16 protein-coding genes are annotated in these 18,140 nt (G+C 63.5%); 8 read left to right on the forward strand and 8 right to left on the reverse strand.

The annotated features are described in order from the left end of the window. Position 1: 1 nt before the first annotated feature. Positions 2-1,093, forward strand: coding sequence for a DNA-processing protein DprA (gene dprA, locus ACZZ0Q_RS23350; RefSeq protein WP_463540592.1), 1,092 nt, complete (start codon positions 2-4; stop codon positions 1,091-1,093). A gap of 50 nt (positions 1,094-1,143) precedes the next feature. Next, entirely contained in the window at positions 1,144-1,701 is a 558-nt protein-coding gene (gene tsaC, locus ACZZ0Q_RS23355; RefSeq protein WP_122492261.1) for an L-threonylcarbamoyladenylate synthase type 1 TsaC, read from the forward strand. A 3-nt stretch (positions 1,702-1,704) separates the two neighbouring features. On the opposite strand, the gene ACZZ0Q_RS23360 is transcribed toward tsaC, so the two are convergent. Next, positions 1,705-2,682: an NADPH:quinone reductase gene (locus ACZZ0Q_RS23360; RefSeq protein WP_463540591.1), complete on the reverse strand. Its 978-nt coding sequence runs from the start codon at positions 2,680-2,682 to the stop codon at positions 1,705-1,707. Between the two features lie 180 nt (positions 2,683-2,862). Here ACZZ0Q_RS23360 and hemF point away from each other — a divergent pair, with 180 nt between their 5' ends. Further along, positions 2,863-3,783, forward strand: a complete 921-nt coding sequence (gene hemF, locus ACZZ0Q_RS23365; protein ID WP_122492259.1) for an oxygen-dependent coproporphyrinogen oxidase — start codon at positions 2,863-2,865, stop codon at positions 3,781-3,783. Further along, a complete protein-coding gene (gene aroE, locus ACZZ0Q_RS23370) occupies positions 3,783-4,601 on the forward strand; it encodes a shikimate dehydrogenase (RefSeq protein WP_463540590.1) in 819 nt (272 codons plus the stop codon). Before hemF ends, aroE begins: the two co-directional genes overlap by 1 nt. Here aroE and ACZZ0Q_RS23375 read toward each other — a convergent pair. From ACZZ0Q_RS23375 to betC, 3 genes are all read right to left on the reverse strand, one after another. Further along, entirely contained in the window at positions 4,598-6,172 is a 1,575-nt protein-coding gene (locus ACZZ0Q_RS23375; protein WP_463560968.1) for a SulP family inorganic anion transporter, read from the reverse strand. The genes aroE and ACZZ0Q_RS23375 overlap by 4 nt on opposite strands. Before the next feature lie 314 nt (positions 6,173-6,486). Then, on the reverse strand, positions 6,487-7,425 hold the full coding sequence (gene choX / locus ACZZ0Q_RS23380; RefSeq protein WP_463540588.1) for a choline ABC transporter substrate-binding protein: 939 nt from the start codon (positions 7,423-7,425) through the stop codon (positions 6,487-6,489). A 15-nt stretch (positions 7,426-7,440) separates the two neighbouring features. After that, complete coding sequence (betC, locus tag ACZZ0Q_RS23385) at positions 7,441-8,967, reverse strand: choline-sulfatase (protein ID WP_463540587.1); 1,527 nt, start codon at positions 8,965-8,967, stop codon at positions 7,441-7,443. Between the two features lie 128 nt (positions 8,968-9,095). Between betC and ACZZ0Q_RS23390 the strand changes: the two genes are divergently transcribed. Both ACZZ0Q_RS23390 and pbpG read left to right on the forward strand, forming a co-directional pair. Continuing rightward, positions 9,096-9,986 carry a choline sulfate utilization transcriptional regulator gene (locus ACZZ0Q_RS23390; RefSeq protein ID WP_463540586.1) on the forward strand — a complete coding sequence of 297 codons (891 nt, stop codon included), beginning with the start codon at positions 9,096-9,098 and terminating at the stop codon, positions 9,984-9,986. 146 nt (positions 9,987-10,132) lie between these two features. Next, a complete protein-coding gene (pbpG, locus tag ACZZ0Q_RS23395; protein WP_463540585.1) occupies positions 10,133-11,065 on the forward strand; it encodes a D-alanyl-D-alanine endopeptidase in 933 nt (310 codons plus the stop codon). Between the two features lie 7 nt (positions 11,066-11,072). On the opposite strand, the gene ACZZ0Q_RS23400 is transcribed toward pbpG, so the two are convergent. Next, the gene (locus ACZZ0Q_RS23400; RefSeq protein WP_463540584.1) at positions 11,073-11,735 is read right to left on the reverse strand and encodes a YitT family protein; all 663 of its coding nucleotides are present in this window, start codon (positions 11,733-11,735) and stop codon (positions 11,073-11,075) included. A gap of 81 nt (positions 11,736-11,816) precedes the next feature. Continuing rightward, complete coding sequence (locus tag ACZZ0Q_RS23405; RefSeq protein WP_463540583.1) at positions 11,817-12,329, reverse strand: dihydrofolate reductase; 513 nt, start codon at positions 12,327-12,329, stop codon at positions 11,817-11,819. A 124-nt stretch (positions 12,330-12,453) separates the two neighbouring features. On the opposite strand from ACZZ0Q_RS23405, the gene ACZZ0Q_RS23410 reads away from it, so the two are divergent. Together ACZZ0Q_RS23410 and ACZZ0Q_RS23415 are read left to right on the forward strand one after the other, a co-directional pair. Beyond that, on the forward strand, positions 12,454-13,854 hold the full coding sequence (locus ACZZ0Q_RS23410) for a DUF2868 domain-containing protein (RefSeq protein WP_463540582.1): 1,401 nt from the start codon (positions 12,454-12,456) through the stop codon (positions 13,852-13,854). After that, positions 13,847-15,220: a GTPase/DUF3482 domain-containing protein gene (locus ACZZ0Q_RS23415; protein WP_463540581.1), complete on the forward strand. Its 1,374-nt coding sequence runs from the start codon at positions 13,847-13,849 to the stop codon at positions 15,218-15,220. The genes ACZZ0Q_RS23410 and ACZZ0Q_RS23415 overlap by 8 nt, the downstream gene beginning before the upstream one ends. Here ACZZ0Q_RS23415 and ACZZ0Q_RS23420 read toward each other — a convergent pair. Together ACZZ0Q_RS23420 and ACZZ0Q_RS23425 are read right to left on the reverse strand one after the other, a co-directional pair. Further along, positions 15,217-17,265: a GGDEF domain-containing protein gene (locus ACZZ0Q_RS23420; RefSeq protein ID WP_463540580.1), complete on the reverse strand. Its 2,049-nt coding sequence runs from the start codon at positions 17,263-17,265 to the stop codon at positions 15,217-15,219. The genes ACZZ0Q_RS23415 and ACZZ0Q_RS23420 overlap by 4 nt on opposite strands. Then, positions 17,258-18,136: an endonuclease/exonuclease/phosphatase family protein gene (locus tag ACZZ0Q_RS23425; protein WP_463540579.1), complete on the reverse strand. Its 879-nt coding sequence runs from the start codon at positions 18,134-18,136 to the stop codon at positions 17,258-17,260. Before ACZZ0Q_RS23425 ends, ACZZ0Q_RS23420 begins: the two co-directional genes overlap by 8 nt. Between the last annotated feature and the right edge of the window lie 4 nt (positions 18,137-18,140).

Raw genomic sequence — 18,140 nt, forward strand, 5'->3', positions numbered from 1 at the left:
CATGTCACACGCCACCTCGCCCGCCGAACTCGAAGCCCGAATCCGCCTGCACTGCCTGCCAGGCCTAGGCGGCAAACGCTTTCGCACCCTTATCAATGCCTTTGGCAACGCCTCATCGGCCCTCAGCGCGCCGGCCTCTGCCTGGCGCGCGCTAAAGCTGCCCGACACCTGCGCCGAAGCGCGGCGCGACGAAACGGTTCGCCAACGCGTAACCGCCACCCTCGAATGGCTCGAGCACGCCAACCAGCACCTGATGATGTGGGACAACCCCGACTACCCCGCCCTGCTCGCCGAGCTGCCAGATGCGCCGCCGCTGCTGTTTGTGGCCGGCGACACCGACCTGCTGCAGCAACCGCAACTGGCCATCGTCGGCAGTCGACGGGCCTCCAAGCCAGGCATGGACACCGCCAACGCCTTCGCGCGCAGTCTGGCCGGCGGTGGCTTTGTGATTACCAGCGGCATGGCCTTGGGCATTGATGGCGCCGCCCACCAGGGCGCATTGGCAGTGGCGGGCAAAACGGTGGCGGTGCTCGGCACCGGGCTCAACCAGTTGTATCCGCCCAGGCACAAAAACCTAGCCGCCGACATTGCCCGCGAAGGCGCGCTGGTATCGGAACTGCCGCTCGACAGCCCGCCCATTCCCGCGAACTTCCCGTTGCGCAACCGGCTGATCAGCGGCCTGTCGCTTGGCGTGCTGGTGGTCGAGGCGAGTCCTTCCAGCGGCTCGTTGATCACCGCGCGCCTGGCGCTGGAACAAGGCCGCGAGGTGTACGCCATTCCCGGCTCCATTCACCACCCGGGCGCGCGTGGCTGCCATCAGTTGATTCGTGATGGCGCGGCGCTGGTGGAGTCGGTCGAACACATTCTTGAAGGCCTGCGTGGCTGGCAGAACGTGGCACCCGCGCCGAAAGCGAGGCGCAAACCCGCAGCGGTTAAAGACCCTATTCTGAAATTGCTCCACGCTGCGCCGCAAAGCAGTGAAACGCTTGCCGTGGCCAGCGGCTGGCCGTTGCCGCGCGTGCTGGCGGCGCTCACGGACCTGGAGCTTGAAGGCAAGGTCGCCAGCGAGGGCGGCGTCTGGGTGGGCCGTTAGACGGCGGTTGGGTACACTGCGCGCAGTTCGAAATACAGCGAGGGTTGGCCATGATCAGCAGTTGGCGTGTGAAACAGGCTGCACGTGTAGTGCGCAATGGCGGCGTCATCGCCTACCCCACCGAAGCGGTGTGGGGCCTGGGTTGCGACCCGTGGAACGCGCAAGCCGTCGAGCGTCTGTTGGCGCTCAAGCAGCGCCCGGTGGAGAAGGGCCTGATTCTGGTGGCCGACACCATTCACCAGTTCGACTTCCTGCTCGAAGACTTCCCCGAATTGTGGCTAGACCGTCTGGCCAGCACCTGGCCCGGCCCGAACACCTGGCTCGTGCCGCACCAGAATTTGCTACCCGCCTGGATTACTGGCGTTCACGAGACCGTGGCCTTGCGCGTGTCGGACCATCCACTGGTGCGCGACCTCTGCGCCATGGTCGGCCCGCTGGTATCGACCTCGGCCAACCCGGCGGGCAAGCTTCCGGCGCGCAACAGCCTGCGCATTCAGCAGTACTTCCCCGATCAGCTCGATGCCGTGGTAACCGGGTCGCTCGGTGGGCGCAAAAACCCCAGCGTGATTCGCGACCTGGCCACCGGCAACGTGCTGCGGGCCAGCTAAGCCTTACGGCAGTAACACGGTCGACCCGCTCGTTTGCCGGCCAGACAACGCAATGTGCGCCTGGGCAGCATCTTTCAAGGCGAAGCGCTGGTTGATGTCCACCGTGATCTGGCCGCTGGCGAGCATGGCGAACAGTTCATCCGCCATGGCTTGCAGGCTGGTCGGTGAGTCGGCGTAGCTGCCCAGGGTCGGACGTGTGACGTACAGCGAGCCCTTCTGCGCCAGCACGCCCAGGTTCACACCGCTGACCGGGCCGGACGAATTGCCAAAGCTCACCAGCAAACCGCGGGGCGCCACGCAGTTCAGCGAAACGTCCCAGGTGTCTTTACCGATGGAGTCGTACACCACCGGGCATTTCATGCCGTCGGTGAGTTCCAGCACGCGGGCGGCCACGTCTTCATGGCTGTAATCGATGGTCGCCCAGGCGCCCAACGCTTTGGCCCGCTCGGCTTTGGCGGCGGAGCCAACGGTGCCGATCAGCTTGACGCCCAAGGCCTTCGCCCATTGGCAGGCGATGCTGCCCACGCCACCCGCTGCCGCGTGGAACAAAATGGTTTCGCCGCCTTTAAGCTCGTAGGTCTGGCGCAACAAATACTGCACGGTCAGGCCTTTGAGCATGACGCTGGCGGCCAGCTCGAAGCTGATGCTGTCGGGTAGTTTCACTACGTGCGCGGCGGGCAGCACATGCAACTCGCTGTAGGCGCCCAGCGGCCCGGTGCCATAAGCCACGCGGTCGCCGACCTTGACGTTGGTCACCGCCTTGCCCACGGCATCAACCACCCCGGCCCCTTCGCCGCCCAGGCCCGAGGGCAACGACGCCGGGCTGTACAGGCCGCTGCGGTAGTAGGTGTCGATAAAGTTGAGGCCGATGGCCTGGTTGGCCACGCGCACGTCGTTGTCGTCCAGCGCGGCGGGTTGGTAGTCGAGGTACTCGAGCACGTCGGGCCCGCCGTGGCTGGCGAATTGAATACGCTTGGGCATGGAACACTCCTGTGGCTGCGCGAACGAAAGGGCTCTATCCAACGCCCCGCGCGGATGGCCGTCAACAGCGAATCCGCCGATGGCGGTGGTATGCTTGCGCCCCTGTCCGGGCTATGAGCCCCGCCCGCTGCGGCCTCTGGGCGCCAAACCGATTTAATTTTGCGTGTGGAAGGTGATGTTGTGAGTGAACGTAGCGCAGCCGTGAAGGCCTATCTGCTCGACCTGCAAGACCGTATTTGTGCCGCCCTGGAAGCCGAAGACGGTGGCGCCACGTTCGCTGAAGATGCGTGGGAGCGCCCGGCGGGCGGTGGCGGTCGTACGCGTGTGATTGCCAACGGCGCGTTGCTGGAAAAAGGCGGCGTGAATTTCTCCCATGTGTTCGGCACCGGTCTGCCACCATCTGCCAGCGCCCACCGTCCCGAGCTGGCCGGCCGAGGCTTTGAAGCCATGGGCGTGTCGCTGGTGATGCACCCGACGAACCCCCATGTGCCGACATCCCACGCCAACGTGCGGTTTTTCATTGCCGAGAAAGAAGGCGAAGAAGCGGTGTGGTGGTTCGGCGGCGGTTTCGACCTGACGCCCTACTACGGCAACGACGAAGACTGCCAGCACTGGCACCGCGTTGCCGAACAGGCTTGCGCGCCCTTCGGCGCCGACGTGTACCCGCGCTATAAAGCCTGGTGCGACACCTACTTCCATATCAAACACCGCAACGAACCCCGTGGCATTGGCGGTCTGTTTTTCGATGACCTAAATGAGTGGGACTTCGACACCTGTTTCGCCTTTATCCGCGCCATTGGCGATGCCTACATCGACGCCTACCTGCCCATCGTGCAACGGCGCAAACACACCGCCTTCACCGCTGAACAACGGGAATTCCAGGCATTTCGCCGCGGCCGCTATGTGGAATTCAACCTGGTGTATGACCGTGGCACGCTGTTCGGCCTGCAATCAGGCGGGCGCACCGAGTCGATTCTGATGTCGCTGCCCCCGCACGTGCAGTGGGGCTACGACTGGAAACCAGAACCGGGCAGCGAAGAAGCGCGCCTGACCGACTACTTCCTGCAAGACCGCGACTGGTTGGGCGAGGCCGCTAACTGATGGACCGTTATGGTGTATTCGGCAATCCCATTGGCCACAGCAAGTCGCCGCAGATTCACCGGTTATTTGCAGAGCAAACCGGCCAATCGCTCAGTTACGAAGCGCTGCTCGCGCCGCTGGACGGCTTCACCGCCTTTGCCCGCGAGTTCTTCACCAGCGGCCGCGGCGGCAATGTCACCGTGCCGTTCAAAGAGCAGGCCTACCAGCTTGCCGACAGCCTGACGTCTCGGGCGCAGCGCGCCGGGGCGGTGAATACCCTGAGCAAACAGAACGACGGCGGCCTGCTTGGCGATAACACCGACGGCGCCGGCCTGGTTCGAGACTTGACGGTAAACGCCGGCCTGACCCTTCAGGGCAAACGTATTTTGTTGCTCGGAGCGGGCGGCGCCGCGCGCGGTGTGCTGGCGCCGCTGTTGGCTGAGCACCCGCATTCAGTGGTGATTGCCAACCGTACCGTGGAAAAAGCCGAGGCGCTGGCCAAGGCGTTTGCTGACCTTGGCCCTGTGGCGGCGTGCGGGTTTGATTGGATGGAAGTGCCGGTGGACGTGATCATCAACGGCACGTCCGCCAGCCTCGGCGGCGAGTTGCCGCCCATCTCGCCAAGCCTGATCAAGCCGGGCCATACCGTGTGCTACGACATGATGTATGGCAAAGGCCTCACGCCCTTCAACCAGTGGGCCAGCGACCACGGCGCCGCGCGCACCCTGGACGGTTTGGGCATGTTGGTTGAGCAGGCAGCAGAAGCGTTTTTCCTCTGGCGCGGCGTTCGCCCGGACAGCGCCAGTGTGCTAGCCGAACTGCGCAGCCAGCTGGGTTAAGCCGCCGGCTCGAACTCAATGGGGCAGCTCGCTTCACCTTCCAGCTTGAGCAGTTCCTCGACCACCTGCGCCTTCGCCCGGCGCAGGCACAGGCTCCGGCCCTGCGCCCGCAGGCGATGGGCTTCCTGGTGGAGCATGGTGACGCCGGCGTAGTCGATGAAATTGATCTGCTGCGCCTCGATCACCACCCGCTGGCCCTTGCTGCGTTGCAAGCGCAATTGCAGGAAATGGCAGGCGCCGAAGAAGATCGAGCCCTCCACCCGCAAAATTTCCTCGTCACCTTCAAACCACTGCTGCACACGCGGTTGCGAGGTGCGCTTGAGGTAGAAAAACAGCGACGCCAGAACACCGGCATAAATCGCCGTTTGCAGCTCCATGAGCAGCGTGGCGGCCAAGGTCAGCAGCATCACCACGAACTCCGAGCGGCTAACCCGGTACAGCGCGCGAATGCCGGCGAAATCGATCAAACCCCAGCAGATCAGCAAAATACTGGCGGCCATGCTTGGCAGCGGAATGTGGGCAATCAATCGCGCGCCAAACAGTGCGAATGCGGCCACGCATAGCGCCGAAAACACGCCGGCCAGCGGCGAGCTGGCGCCGCCTTGCAGGTTGAGCCCGGAGCGGGTGAATGAGCCGGCCGAGAGATAACCCGAGAACCACGCGCCGACCATATTCGACAGACCCTGCGCGCGAACCTCGCCGTTGGCGTTGAGCATTTGCTGAGAACGACTGGCCAGAGTGCGTGCGATCGACAGGCTGGTGACCAGCCCGAGCATGCCGCACGCCACGGCGGTAGGCAGCAGCCGGATTATGGTTGCGGGGTCCAGGCGTAGCGGGCTGAACGGCGGCAACGAGCCGGTGAAGGCCGGCACTAGGGGCACGCCGGCAAAGAACGTCGGCAGCGCGGCGACGACGAGACTGCCCAACGCGATGCCAACCAACAGCGCCGGGGCTCTGGGCCAAAAGCGGCGTACCGCCAGGCTGCTCAGCAATGTCACCAGCGCCACTGCTACGCAAGCAGGGTTGGCGTTTGGCAGCAGCTGAATCAGGTGCTTGATGCTGTCGTAGCCGGTGGCTCGGCTGGGTAAATCGATGCCCAGTAAATAGGGCAACTGGCCGAGGGCGATCACCAGCGCCGCGCCTGCGCTAAAGCCGACCACCACCGAGTGAGAGACGAAATTCACCAGCGAGCCGAAGCGCAAAAGCCCCAACAACCATTGGAACAATCCGGCGAGAAAGGTCAGCAGCAGCACCAACTCCACATAGTCGGCACTGCCGGGCACGGCGAGCGGGCTGACGCTGGTAAACAGCACCACGGAAATCGCCGCCGTCGGCCCACAAATCAGGTGCCACGACGAACCCCACAAACAGGCGATAACCACTGGCACCACGGCCGCATACAAACCGTATTCGGCAGGCAGCCCCGCGATCAGCGCGTAGGCAATGGATTGAGGCAGGGCCAGTACGGCGCCGCTAAGGCCGACGAGAAAGTCGCGGCGAAGCGAGCGACTGGTCTGGAGTGGCAGCCAGGCGAGAAAGGGAAAAAGCATCAAGCGATTGGGCCAGCGCATCTACATCTCGGTACAAGGGTTTGGCGAAAGGGTAGCAGTCATGACAGGCACACTGCGCCTGGGGAGTTGGCTTTGCAGTGAGGGCGCGGGGCAGGTTTCACGTTACGCGCATGACTGGCAATTCTGGATCCCCGCGTTCGCGAGGATGACGGTGGACGGGGTGGAGATGGCGTTTACCTACACGACCCCAACTCCAAACCTCCGTCATCCTCGCGAACGCGGGGATCCAGGCTATTGCATGGGATTGCACCTTCCAGCAAACCGGCGATGGCGCGGTTCGCTAGCAAACTAGCTCCTACAGGACGAGGCGCCTATTAAAGCGTGCCCTTCACCGCCGCCAGCGCATCACCGCCGTCTTTGGTTTTCACCCCGTCCAACCAGCCGTTCAATACATCCGGATGGGCACTTATCCACGCCTTGGCCGCCTCGGCATTGCTGCCTTTTTTGTTGGCCACCTGGGCCATGATGCTGTTCTCCATTTCCTGGGTGAACGTCAGGTTGGTGAGCAGCTTGGCGACGTTAGGGCACGCCTGTGCATAACCTTTGCGCGTCAGGGTATAAACGCTGCCGCTGGCGCCGAAGTATTTCTCGCCGCCGCTGAGGTATTTCATCTTGAATTGCACGTTCATAGGGTGCGGGGTCCAGCCGAGGAAGGTGATGAAACGCTCACGTTTTACCGCCCGCGCCACCTCCGACAACATGGCCTGTTCGCTGGACTCCACCAGCTTCCATTTGCCCAGGTCGAACTCGTTTTTGCTGATCATTTCCTGCAGCGACTGGTTCGCCGGCGCCCCTGCACCAATGCCGTAAATCTTCTGGTCGAACTTGTCGGCAAACTTGGCCAGGTCGGCGTAATCATGCACCCCGGCGGCATACACGTAATCGGGTACAGCCAGCGTGAACTCTGTGCCTTCGAGGTTTTTGCTGAGTTGCACCACATCGCCCGGTTTTACAAATTTGTCGTAGTGAGCCTGCTGCGCGGGCATCCAGTTGCCCATGAACACATCCACCAAACCGTCTTTCATGCCGCCAAAAATAATCGGCACCGCCAGCGTGTCGATTTTGGCTTTGTAGCCCATGCCATTGAGCAAAAAGCTGGTCACGGCATTGGTAACGGCAATGTCGCTCCAGCCCGGATCGGCCATGCGCACGGTGTCGCACGACTCGGCCGCTTGCGCATGGCCAATCGTCAGCGCCAGCGCGCCGGCGGCGGTGAGCAAGGCTGTGGATAACTTGGTGGATAAAATGTTCATGGCGTCCCCTTGGATTTAGTTTTTAGTGTGGGCAGGTGGTTGCGGAAAACGGGCTTTGCGCTCCAGGTCGTCGAGGTCGATGTGGTTGCGCATGTATTGCTGGGTGGCATCAGTAAACGGCTGGTGGTCCCAGCTCTTGAGGGTGCCCAGGCTCAGCGCGCCGGCCACGAAGCGACGACGGCGCTGACTGGCCAACACCTGGTGGTGAATCGCGGGAATGTCCCACTTGCTGCGCGCCTCATCGAGAAAGGCCTCGAACAGGCTCTGGTGCTCGGCTGAGCCGCTCAACTCTTCAAGCTCGAAAGGGTCTTGCTCGGTGTTGTAGAGCAGGCAGGGGTCTTGTTCGGAGTACATGAATTTGTACGGACCGCGGCGGATCATCATCAGCGGGCTGTTAGTGCCCTCGGCCATGTATTCACCGAACACTTCGTCGTGGCCGGCAATGCCAAGCAAGTGCGGCATCAGTGAACGGCCATCCAAGGGCAACTCGTCGTGCAGCTGCCCGCCCGCCAGTTCCACGAAGGTGGGCAACAAATCGGCGGTAGAAATTGAGGCGCTCACCCGGCGGGCAGCGAAGTGCGCTGGCGCGTGAATGACCATCGGCACGCGGGCTGCCATTTCAAACCAGTGCATTTTGTACCAGAGCCCGCGCTCGCCCAGCATGTCGCCGTGGTCGCCGGAGAACACGATCACGGTGTTGTCCGCCAGGCCGGTGGCTTCCAGGGTTTCCAGCAGCTTGCCTATGTTGCTGTCGATGTAGCTGCACGCACCGAAGTAGGCGCGGCGGGCGTCGCGAATTTTGTCGTCGGGCAGCGGTTTGTCCCACAGATCGATCACTTTCATCAGCCGCTGCGAATGCGGGTCTTGCTCGCTTTGTGCGCGGGGATGGCGCGGCATGGGAATGTCCTGGTCGTCATACAGGTCCCAGAATTTTTTCGGGATGGTGTACGGGTCGTGAGGGTGAGTCATCGACACGGTCAGGCAGAAGGGCTGCTCCGGTGCTTCGCGCACATGGTCGAACAGGTATTGCTGCGCCTTGAACACCACCTCTTCGTCAAAATCCAGCTGGTTGGTGCGCACGCAGGGGCCGGCTTGCAACACCGACGACATGTTGTGGTACCAGCTGGGGCGTACATCCGGCTCGTCCCAGTTCACCGCCCAGCCGTAGTCGGCGGGGTAGATGTCGCTGGTCAACCGTTGCTCGTAGCCATGCAGTTGATCCGGTCCGCAGAAATGCATTTTTCCGGACAGCGCCGTCTTGTAGCCCAGGCGGCGCAGGTAGTGCGCATAGGTCGGCACATCGGCGGGGAAGTCGGCAGCGTTGTCGTAAGCGCCGATTTTCGACGGCAGCTGACCGCTCACCAGGGTGAAGCGCGACGGTGCGCAGAGCGGGCTGTTGCAGTAGGCGGAATTGAACACCACGCCCTCGCTGGCCAGTCGGCTGAGGTGCGGCATTTGTATTGGCGATGCCGGATCGTGAATCGGCAGAAGTGGCGCGGCCATCTGGTCGGCCATGATGAAAAGGATGTTCGGGCGCTTCATGTGGCAGGCTTATCCTATGCGGATCGTTTATGCGATAGTGATGGCTCGATCTTCTGCCTCACGCATTCAGGGGTAAAGCGCATGGCCAGGCATGTTTCGGATAACCATTGCTTATGTGAGCGCGGGCCGTGAGCCTGCCGCTGGATTTGCTTCGCGTGTTTGAGGCGGCTGCACGGTCGCTGAGCTTTACCAGCGCCGCTGCCGAACTGGGCACCACGCAGCCGGCGGTTAGCCAACAGATAAAGCGCCTGGAAAAAGAGCTGGCGGTGCGGCTGTTCAACCGCATTCACCGTGGCATTACGTTGACCGACGCCGGCCAAGTTCTGCTCGTGCATGTGCAGCAGGGCCTGGAAACCATCGACGCAGGCGTCGCCGCCATCACCGCGCAAAACCAGCACGAGGTGTTGCAGGTTTCCACCGATTTCGCCTTCGCCGCGTACTGGTTGATGCCGCGTCTGCCGCGCTTTCGCCAGGCCAACCCGCACCTGGACGTCAGCCTGATCACCAGCGATCGCAGCATGACGAGCCTGCGCAGCGACATCGATATCGCCATCACCTTTGGCGATGGCCGCTTCAAGCACACCGAAGCCAGTCGCCTGTTCAGCGAAGAAGTGTTCCCCATTTGCAGCCCGCGCTTGCTGGAAGGCCGCGCCCTGCCGCTTGCCAAAGAGCAACTGGCGAACTTGCCCTTGCTGCACTTGAAGCCAGACATGAGCAGCCGCTGGTTCGACTGGAACGGCCTGTTCCAGGCCTTGGGCATCAACCAGCCGGTGGGTCCGGCGGCGCTGAGTTTCGATAACTACACCTTGCTGATTCAGGCGGCGATTGCTGGCCAGGGTGTGGCCATTGGCTGGAGCCATCTGGTCGATGAGCTGCTGGAACAGGGCGTGCTGTGCAAAGTGATCGAAGGCCAGGCGCAGTCGCGCTTTGGCTACTACGCGGTGCTTTCGGAACGCAAACGGCGGGCGCGGTTGCTGCAACCATTTGTGGATTGGCTGCAAGCGGAGCTCAGGGGATAGGAATTGCGTAAAGTTTTCGGATTTTCCTGACGACATTTGATGAACTGCATCACATCGCATTCCATACCGCACCGGCCTTTCCTATACTGCGCGGGCCGGCAAGGACTGCCCTGGCTTCCATTTCATCTGCCATGTGGATTGTCCTTGTGAATATTCGTCCCGCCCTTGCCCGCGTGTTGTTCTGCACCCTGTTTGCTCTCAGCACCGTTGCGGTGGCGGCGGACAAACTGCCCGCCAAAACGCCCGGCAAACCGCCGCTCAAGGTTCAGGAATTGGCCTCCGGCAGCGCCCTGCTGGTGGACCTGAAAACCAACGAAGTGCTGTATTCCAGCAACCCAGACAAAGTGGTGCCTATCGCCTCGGTGACCAAGCTGATGACCGCCATGGTCACGCTCGACGCCAAGTTGCCGATGGACGAAGTGTTGCCGGTGAAGATTCAGGACGTGCCCGAAATGCGCGGGGTGTTTTCGCGGGTCAAGGTGGGCAGCCTGGCCACTCGCCGCGAAATGCTGCTGCTGGCGCTCATGTCGTCGGAAAACCGCATGGCCGCGAGCCTGGCCCACCACTACCCGGGCGGCGTAACGGCCTTTGTGAACGCCATGAACACCAAGGCCCGCGCGTTGGGCATGACCCACACGCGTTACACCGAACCGACCGGCTTGTCGGAGCGCAACGTGTCCAGCGCCAATGACTTGGTCAAGCTGCTAAAAGCCAGCCAGCAATATCCGCTGCTGGGCCAACTGAGCACCACGCCGGAAACCACCGCCAGTTTCAAAAAGCCCAATTACACCCTCGGCTTTCGCAACACCAACCACCTCATCTACAAGGCCAACTGGAGCATCCAACTGACCAAAACCGGCTTTACCGACGAGGCCGGCCACTGCCTGGTGATGCGCACCATGATGAACAACCGGCCGGTGGCGTTCGTGGTACTTGATGCGTTCGGTAAGTACACCCACATCGCCGACGCCGGGCGCCTGAAAACGTGGGTCGAGACGGGCCGCGTGTCGCCGGTATCGGCGGCTGCGATGGCCTACAAGCGTTCCAAGCAAGGCACCCATCAGCTGGCGGCCGACTGACGCTCGCTCAGGAAACGCCGGTGTAGCGGTCGGCCCGGTGGTTGATCGCCAGCACTAGGTTTAGCGCCAGCGCGCCAAGCACCGACAAGGCCACCTTGTCGGGGGCGATGACGAACAGCGAGGTGAGCACAATCACCGCGTCCACGCCCATCTGCACCAGCCCCGCGCGCACGCCGAAGCGCTCCTGCAAAAACAGCGCAAGAATGTTCACCCCGCCCAGGCTGGCGCGGTGACGAAACAGCATCAGCAGGCCCAAACCCATCGCCAGCCCACCGAACACCGCCGCGTACAGCGGGCTCAGGTGAGCAAATGACACCCACTGCGGCGTCAGCTCCGCCAACACCGACACCAGTGCCACCGCGCAGCCGGTGCGCAAGGTGAAGCTCCAGCCCATGCGCCAGATACCCAGCAGGTAGAACGGCAGGTTGAGCAGAAAAAACATCAAGCCAAACGCCACGCCCAATTTGTACTTGAGCAGGAATGCCAGCCCGACCATGCCGCCGGTCAGCAAACCGGCGTGGGCGTAGAAGGCGATGCCCAGCGCCACCATGGCGGTGCCGGAAATCATCGCCAGGCCGTCCTCCCAGAGCGGATGACGGACAAACACCTTGGCCACGGTTTCGACTTCGGCCGGGTCGCTGTCGACGGAGCCGGACGTGTTGTCTTGCATGGGAAAACCTCGGAAATAGCAGAGCGCCGCCTCGGACGAGGCAGCGTTAATCAGCGTAGTCAGTCGAGCAGGCGGTGCGGGCTAGCGTTTGTCCCACACTTCAAAGCTGTAGGCCGGCGTTTCGCCGTTGCGTTCGTGCTCGATGCTGGAGGCCAGGTGCCAGGCGGCTTCGTCGAACGCGGGAAACCAGGCATCGCCTTCCGGGCTCAGGGTCACGCGGGTCAGGTACAGGCGTTGTGCCAATGCCAAGCCTTGTTCATAGAGCTGGGCGCCGCCGATCAGCATCAGCTCATCGGCATCCTCGCGGCTGGCCCATTCTTCGGCGCGAGCGATGGCTGCTTCCAGCGAGGCAAATACTTCGGCGCCTTCGAGGGTCAAGCCGGCCTGGCGGCTGACCACCAGATTCAGCCGACCCGGCAATGGCCGGCCGAGGGAATCCCAGGTTTTGCGGCCCATGATGATCGGCTTGCCGAGGGTCATGGCTTTGAAGTGCTTGAGGTCCGCTGGCAGGTGCCAGGGCAGTTGGTTGTCGCGGCCGATCACACGGTTGTCGGCGAGGGCAGCGATCAGGCAGAGGGGGCGGGTCGTATTCATGGCCGCGAGGATAACGGCTCGCACCCGGGAAAAAAAGCAAACGGATGATGGGGCGCGCCTGAGCGGTTATTCTCAAACCCGGCTGCCTCCTGAGCGGCCGACTTCTTCGACCATGAGTTTGTGCATGACCGCATTAAAATCACCGCTCCCTTCCCTCTCACCGTTGCAGCGCCTGTGGCTGACCGAGGCCGTGCGGCTGCGCGAAGAACAGGCGGGCCCGCTGGAAGACCGCGAGGCCAATCGCCAGGCCGTCGCCACGGGTGGCCCGCTTGAACAGCGCATCGAAACCCGCGCGCTGTGGCTGGCCCAGCGCGACGGCATGCTCGCGGCCCTGCTGCATTGGCGTCAGGGCGCGGTACTGGCCGTCTGGCTGCTGGCGGCGCTGGCCGTGCTCAGTGGCGCCGGCCTGGGCTTCGCTGCCTTGGGCGATGGGCAGCGGCCGGTGAACTTGTTCTGGGCCCTTGGCAGTTTGCTCGGTCTTCATCTGCTAACCCTGATTGGCTGGGCCGTTGGCGTGGTGTTCGCCGGGAGCGGCGGCGCGAGCCTGGGCCGATTGTGGTTATGGCTCAGCGAAAAATTGGCCCGTGACGCGCAAGCGGTGCAACTGGCGCCGGCGCTGCTGGTGCTGTTGCAGCGTCAACGGCTGAACCGCTGGGCGCTGGGGATTTTCGTGCATGGCATGTGGTTGCTGCTGTTACTCAGCGCGTTGGGCAGCTTGTTGGCGCTGCTGGCGACCCGGCGTTATGGCTTTGTGTGGGAAACCACGCTGTTGGGCAGCGACACCTTTGTGACGGTAATCCAGGCGCTTGGCAGCGTTCCCCATTGGCTGGGCTTCAGCACGCCTGCGGTTGAGGTAATTCGCGCCAGTGGCGCCGATGCGGTGGCCGAGGAAAGCGCACGGCAAGCGTGGGCGGTGTGGCTGCTGGGTGTGCTGATCGCCTACGGCGTGGTACCGCGCGCCGTGCTGGCGCTGTTCTGCGCGTGGCGCTGGCGGCAGGGGTGCGCGCGGTTGAGTCTGGACCTCGGGTTGCCCGGTTACAGCTTGCTGCGTGATCGCTTGCAGCCGAGCAGCGAACGCCTGGGCGTGACCGATGAAGCGCCGGAGCAATTGCCCACCCCGCAGGCAGGTTCCCTGACGAGCGCCGGTTCGGGCGCGGTGTTGGTGGCGGTTGAACTCGATCCCCGTCGCCCCTGGCCGCCCACAGTTCCCAAAGGCGTGGCGGATGCTGGCGTGATCGACAGCCGCGAACAACGCCAGCACCTGCTCGACCAACTGAGCCGCTTCCCGCCGTCACGCCTGGCCATCGCCTGCGACCCACGCCGCTCGCCGGATCGCGGCACCCTGTCGTTATTGGCTGAGCTGGCCCGCAATGCGGGCGACACCCGAATTTGGTTGCTGGCCGCCGAGCCTGGCGAAGCGCTGGACAGCCAGCGCCTGGAAGACTGGCACAGCGCCCTGGACGCCTTGCAGTTGAACTGGCGCCAAGGTGCGCCGTTGCAATGGCTGGAGCAGAACGATGAATGAACGCCGTGAGTCGCCGTTGAAGCTGGCGGTGGTGGGCCACACCAACGTCGGCAAAACCTCGCTGCTGCGCACCCTCACCCGCGACGTCGAATTCGGCGAGGTGTCCCATCGACCCAGCACAACGCGGCACGTGGAAGGCGCGCGCTTATCGGTGGACGGCCAGGCGTTGCTGGAGCTGTACGACACGCCGGGTTTGGAAGATGCCATCGCCCTGCTCGACTACCTGGAACGCCTTGATCGCCCCGGCGAACGTCTGGACGGCCCGGCACGCCTGGCGCGTTTTCTGGAAGGCAGCGAGGCGCGGCAACGTTTTGAGCAGGAAGCCAAGGTGCTGCGGCAACTGCTGGCCAGCGATGCCGGCCTGTACGTAATCGATGCCCGAGAGCCGGTGCTGGCCAAGTACCGCGATGAATTGGCGGTGCTTGGCAGCTGCGGTAAACCGTTGCTGCCGGTGCTTAATTTCGTGACCTGCGCGCAGCAGCGTGAAGAAGAATGGCGCGAGGCGTTGGCGCGCCTGGGCCTGCACGCGCTGGTGCGCTTCGACACGGTGGCGCCGCCGCTGGACGGCGAGCGCCGGTTGTATGAAAGCCTGGCGCTGCTGCTGGAGAAATCCCGGCCGCAGTTGCAACGCCTGATCGATGACCATGAAGCCCAAGCCCGTGCGCGCCACGCGGCCGGCGTGCGGTTGATCGCTGAGTTGCTGATTGATTGCGCGGCATGCCGGCGCAGTGTCGGCAACGACGAACAGGCGCAGGTGCAGGCGTTGCACCAGAGCATTCGCCAGCGCGAACAGGCCTGCGTGCAAGCGCTGCTGCGCCTGTATGCCTTCCGCCAAAACGATGCCCGGGCCAGCGATTTGCCGCTGCTCGACGGCCGTTGGAGTGACGATTTATTCAACCCTGAAACCCTGAAGCAGCTGGGTATTCAGGTGGGCGGTGGCATGGCCGCCGGAGCAGCCGCCGGCGCCGGCATCGACTTGATGGTCGGCGGCATCACCCTGGGCGCCGCCACGGTGCTCGGCGCTTTGGCCGGCGGTGGCCTGCAAACCGCGCGCAACTACGGCGAGCGGCTGTTGGGCAAGCTTAAGGGCAACCGCGAACTGAGTGTGGATGACGGCGTGCTTCGGTTGTTGGCCGTGCGCCAGCGTCAGCTGCTGGATGCACTGAGCGCCCGAGGCCATGCGGCCACTGCGGCAATTGAGGTCAAGGCCGAGCAGGACGGCGGCTGGCGCAAGGGCGCGTTACCTGCGGTGCTGCGCCAGGCGCGGGCGCATCCGCGCTGGTCGTCGCTCAATCCTCAGGCCCGCTTGCAACAGCCGGAGCGGCAAGCGGCGGTGGCGAAATTGGCGACGCAGTTGCTGGCTTAGGCTTGCTTCTTCTCGCCTTCTGCCGCGACGTGCACCTGGTTGCGACCGCCGCGTTTGGCGCGGTACAGCGCCTGGTCAGCGCGTTCAAACACCTCGTCCACCCGATCGCCTTCGACAAACTCGGTTAAGCCACCCGACACCGTGATGGTGACGCGCTCGCCTTTGAAGTGGAACGGGCAGGCTTCGATGGCCGCGCGCAGTGTTTCGAGCAATTGCTGGCCGCCGACGACGGGCGTGGACGGGATCAGCAAGACGAACTCTTCGCCACCGAAGCGCGCCATAAAGTCGGTTTTGCGCAGCCGGTTATTCAGCTCGCCGGCGATGATTTTAAGCACCTTGTCGCCAGCCAGGTGGCCGTAGTTGTCGTTGATGCGTTTGAAGTGGTCGATGTCCAGCACCGCCATCAGCAGCTCGCCGCCGTAGCGCTGCCAGCGCGCCACTTCCAGATCCAGGCGCTCTGTCCAGGCGGCGCGGTTTGGCAGGCCGGTGAGCGGGTCGGTGAGGGCTTTTTGCCGCTGCTCTTCGAGGTGGTCGCGAAAGCCCTTGGCTTCTTGCTCCATGCTCGCCACGCGTTCGACCAGTGTTTGCAGGCGGCCGGCCACGTCCTGGTCGCGCTCGTCGCGTTGCGACTGGTATTGCGACATGGTGCTGAGCAGCCCATCCAGGCGGTTTTCTACCAGGTCTTTCAGGCTGCTGAGGTCGGTGGCTTCCTGCACGCTGTTGTGCAAGCCGTCGACCTGCTGGCGCAACTCGGTGTCGAGTTCGCGCGCGGCGGCCATCGATTCCGAATAGCCCTGGTGGGCATCCTGCAAACCACCCTGGAACGTGGCCAGGCGCTGGTTGAGTTGCGCCAGGTAGCCTTCGAATTCGCGTTGGCCGAGGTCGGCCACGGCCAGCATCAGCACGGCGAAATCGTCGAGCACCGGCACCAATTCGTACAGGTTCAGCCCGCCCTGAATACGCACACGCAGCGACTCGGCCTGCGGCTTGTGGTGTTCCGGCACGGGCAGATCATCAAGCAGCCCAAGCAAGGTCGCTTCGACATGGCCGGCGATGGCGCTGTAGCCAGCTTCTGGCTCGGGCGGAATGGCGAAGTCTGGGTCTGCCAATTCCTGCTCGACGGTGGCGTGGATGGCAGCCGAAACGGTGGCGCCGTCGGTGAGCAGTGACGCCGAGAGTGGCAGGCTGTCGAGCGTTGACAGGGACGAGCCGCGTGCGGCTCCGCGTGCTGCCAATGCCTCGTTGATGGCTACGGTGGCGGCTTCGCTGCCGGCTGCCGTGGCGACGGGTGCCACTGCCGGTTCGAGGGGCTGCGCTGCAGGCGTCGGCACCGGTGGCGGAGCGGGCGCCGTTGTGACTGCGGCGGCAGCGGGCTCCGATGTCGGCGTTGGCGTCAACGCGGGCGTCGGCTCAGCGGCCGCTGGCGCTGCTGGTTGGACGGGGGCAGGAATCGGGTGCGGGACCGATTGCGGCGCTGGCGCGGGCGCTGCACCGCTGGGTGTTTCGGGCGCTTCGTCGGCAGCGCCGTCACGCCCGCCAAACAGGCGTTGCAGTAAGCCGGGGCGAGCGGCGTCAGGCGTCTCTAGCACATCGAGCGCCTGGCGCTGCAAGCTGCTGAGTTCGGACAACAGAGCGGGCAGCTCGCGAATCTGACTGGCGCGGTTTTCTATCTGCTTGTTAAATTTTTTCAGCGGCTTGCGCACTTCGCTGGGCAGGTCGAGTTTGAGCAGTTGATTGACCAGCCCGCCGAGCGCTCCGGTGACCTGGCTGGCGCGTTCCACACGACGCTGCTCGGAGTCGAGCACGGCTTTTTCCAGGCGTGGAATCAGGGCGGAAAGGCCGGCGTCCATGTCGTCACGACGGACGATTTCCCGAAGTTCGGACATGCATTGGTCAACGGCCTTGTCGGTGCCCTCGGCCGCCAGTGAGCTGCGCACCAGGCCGCGGCGCAGGAGGTCCAAACGCATATCCCAGCGGCGCTCGAGCTTTTCCTGTTGCTCGAGGCTGCTCAGGTACTTCTCTTTCCAGCGCTGCGCGTCACTCATGGGGTATTTCCGCGAGGGAAGTGTTGGATCTGTCCGGCTGGCTGCACAGGCTATCGGGCAAGCGGATTTCCACGGCCACCGGCAGGTGATCGGAAATCGGCTGGGCCAGCACGCGCACCGCTTCCAGGGTCAAACTCGGGCTCAACAAAATATGGTCCAGACACCGCTGCGGGCGCCAGCTCGGGAAGGTGGCTTCCACTTGTGGGGCCAGCAAACCGAGGTCACGCAACGGTGAGTTGAGCAGTAAATCAGAAGCATGGGTGTTCATGTCGCCCATCAAAACCTGATGGCGATAATCGCCGATCAGTTCACGAATATAGGCTAGCTGCCGCACACGGGTTTTGGCCCCGAGCGACAGGTGCATCATCACCACTGCCAGCGCGTCTTCACCTTCGCCAAAGCGCAGCAATATGGCGCCGCGACCAGGCGGGCCAGGCAGCGGATGGTCTTCAATAACGGTGGGTTGCAAGCGGCTGAGTACGCCGTTGCTGTGTTGGGCCAGGCGCCCGAGATTACGATTGAGCTGCTGATACCAATAAGGAAAAGCGCCCAACTGAGCGAGGTGCTCGACCTGGTTGATGTAGCCGGAGCGATGGCTACCGCCGTCGGCTTCTTGCAGGGCTACCAAGTCGTAGTCGGCCAGTAGCGCGCCGATACGCTGCAAGTTGCTGGAACGGCCTTGGTGCGGCAGCAGGTGTTGCCAGCCTCGGGTGAGGTAGTGGCGATAACTTTCGGTGCTGTTGCCAACCTGAATATTGAAGCTCAGCAGACGCAAACGCCCGTCTGCCGGCAAGCCGCTGGAGTCGCATTGGGCGTTGACCCGCGCATCACGCAGGCCGGCTACCCGTGGCGTACCCCAGCGACGGAGCATCGCG

This window comes from Pseudomonas sp. AC070 (genome assembly GCF_979258635.1).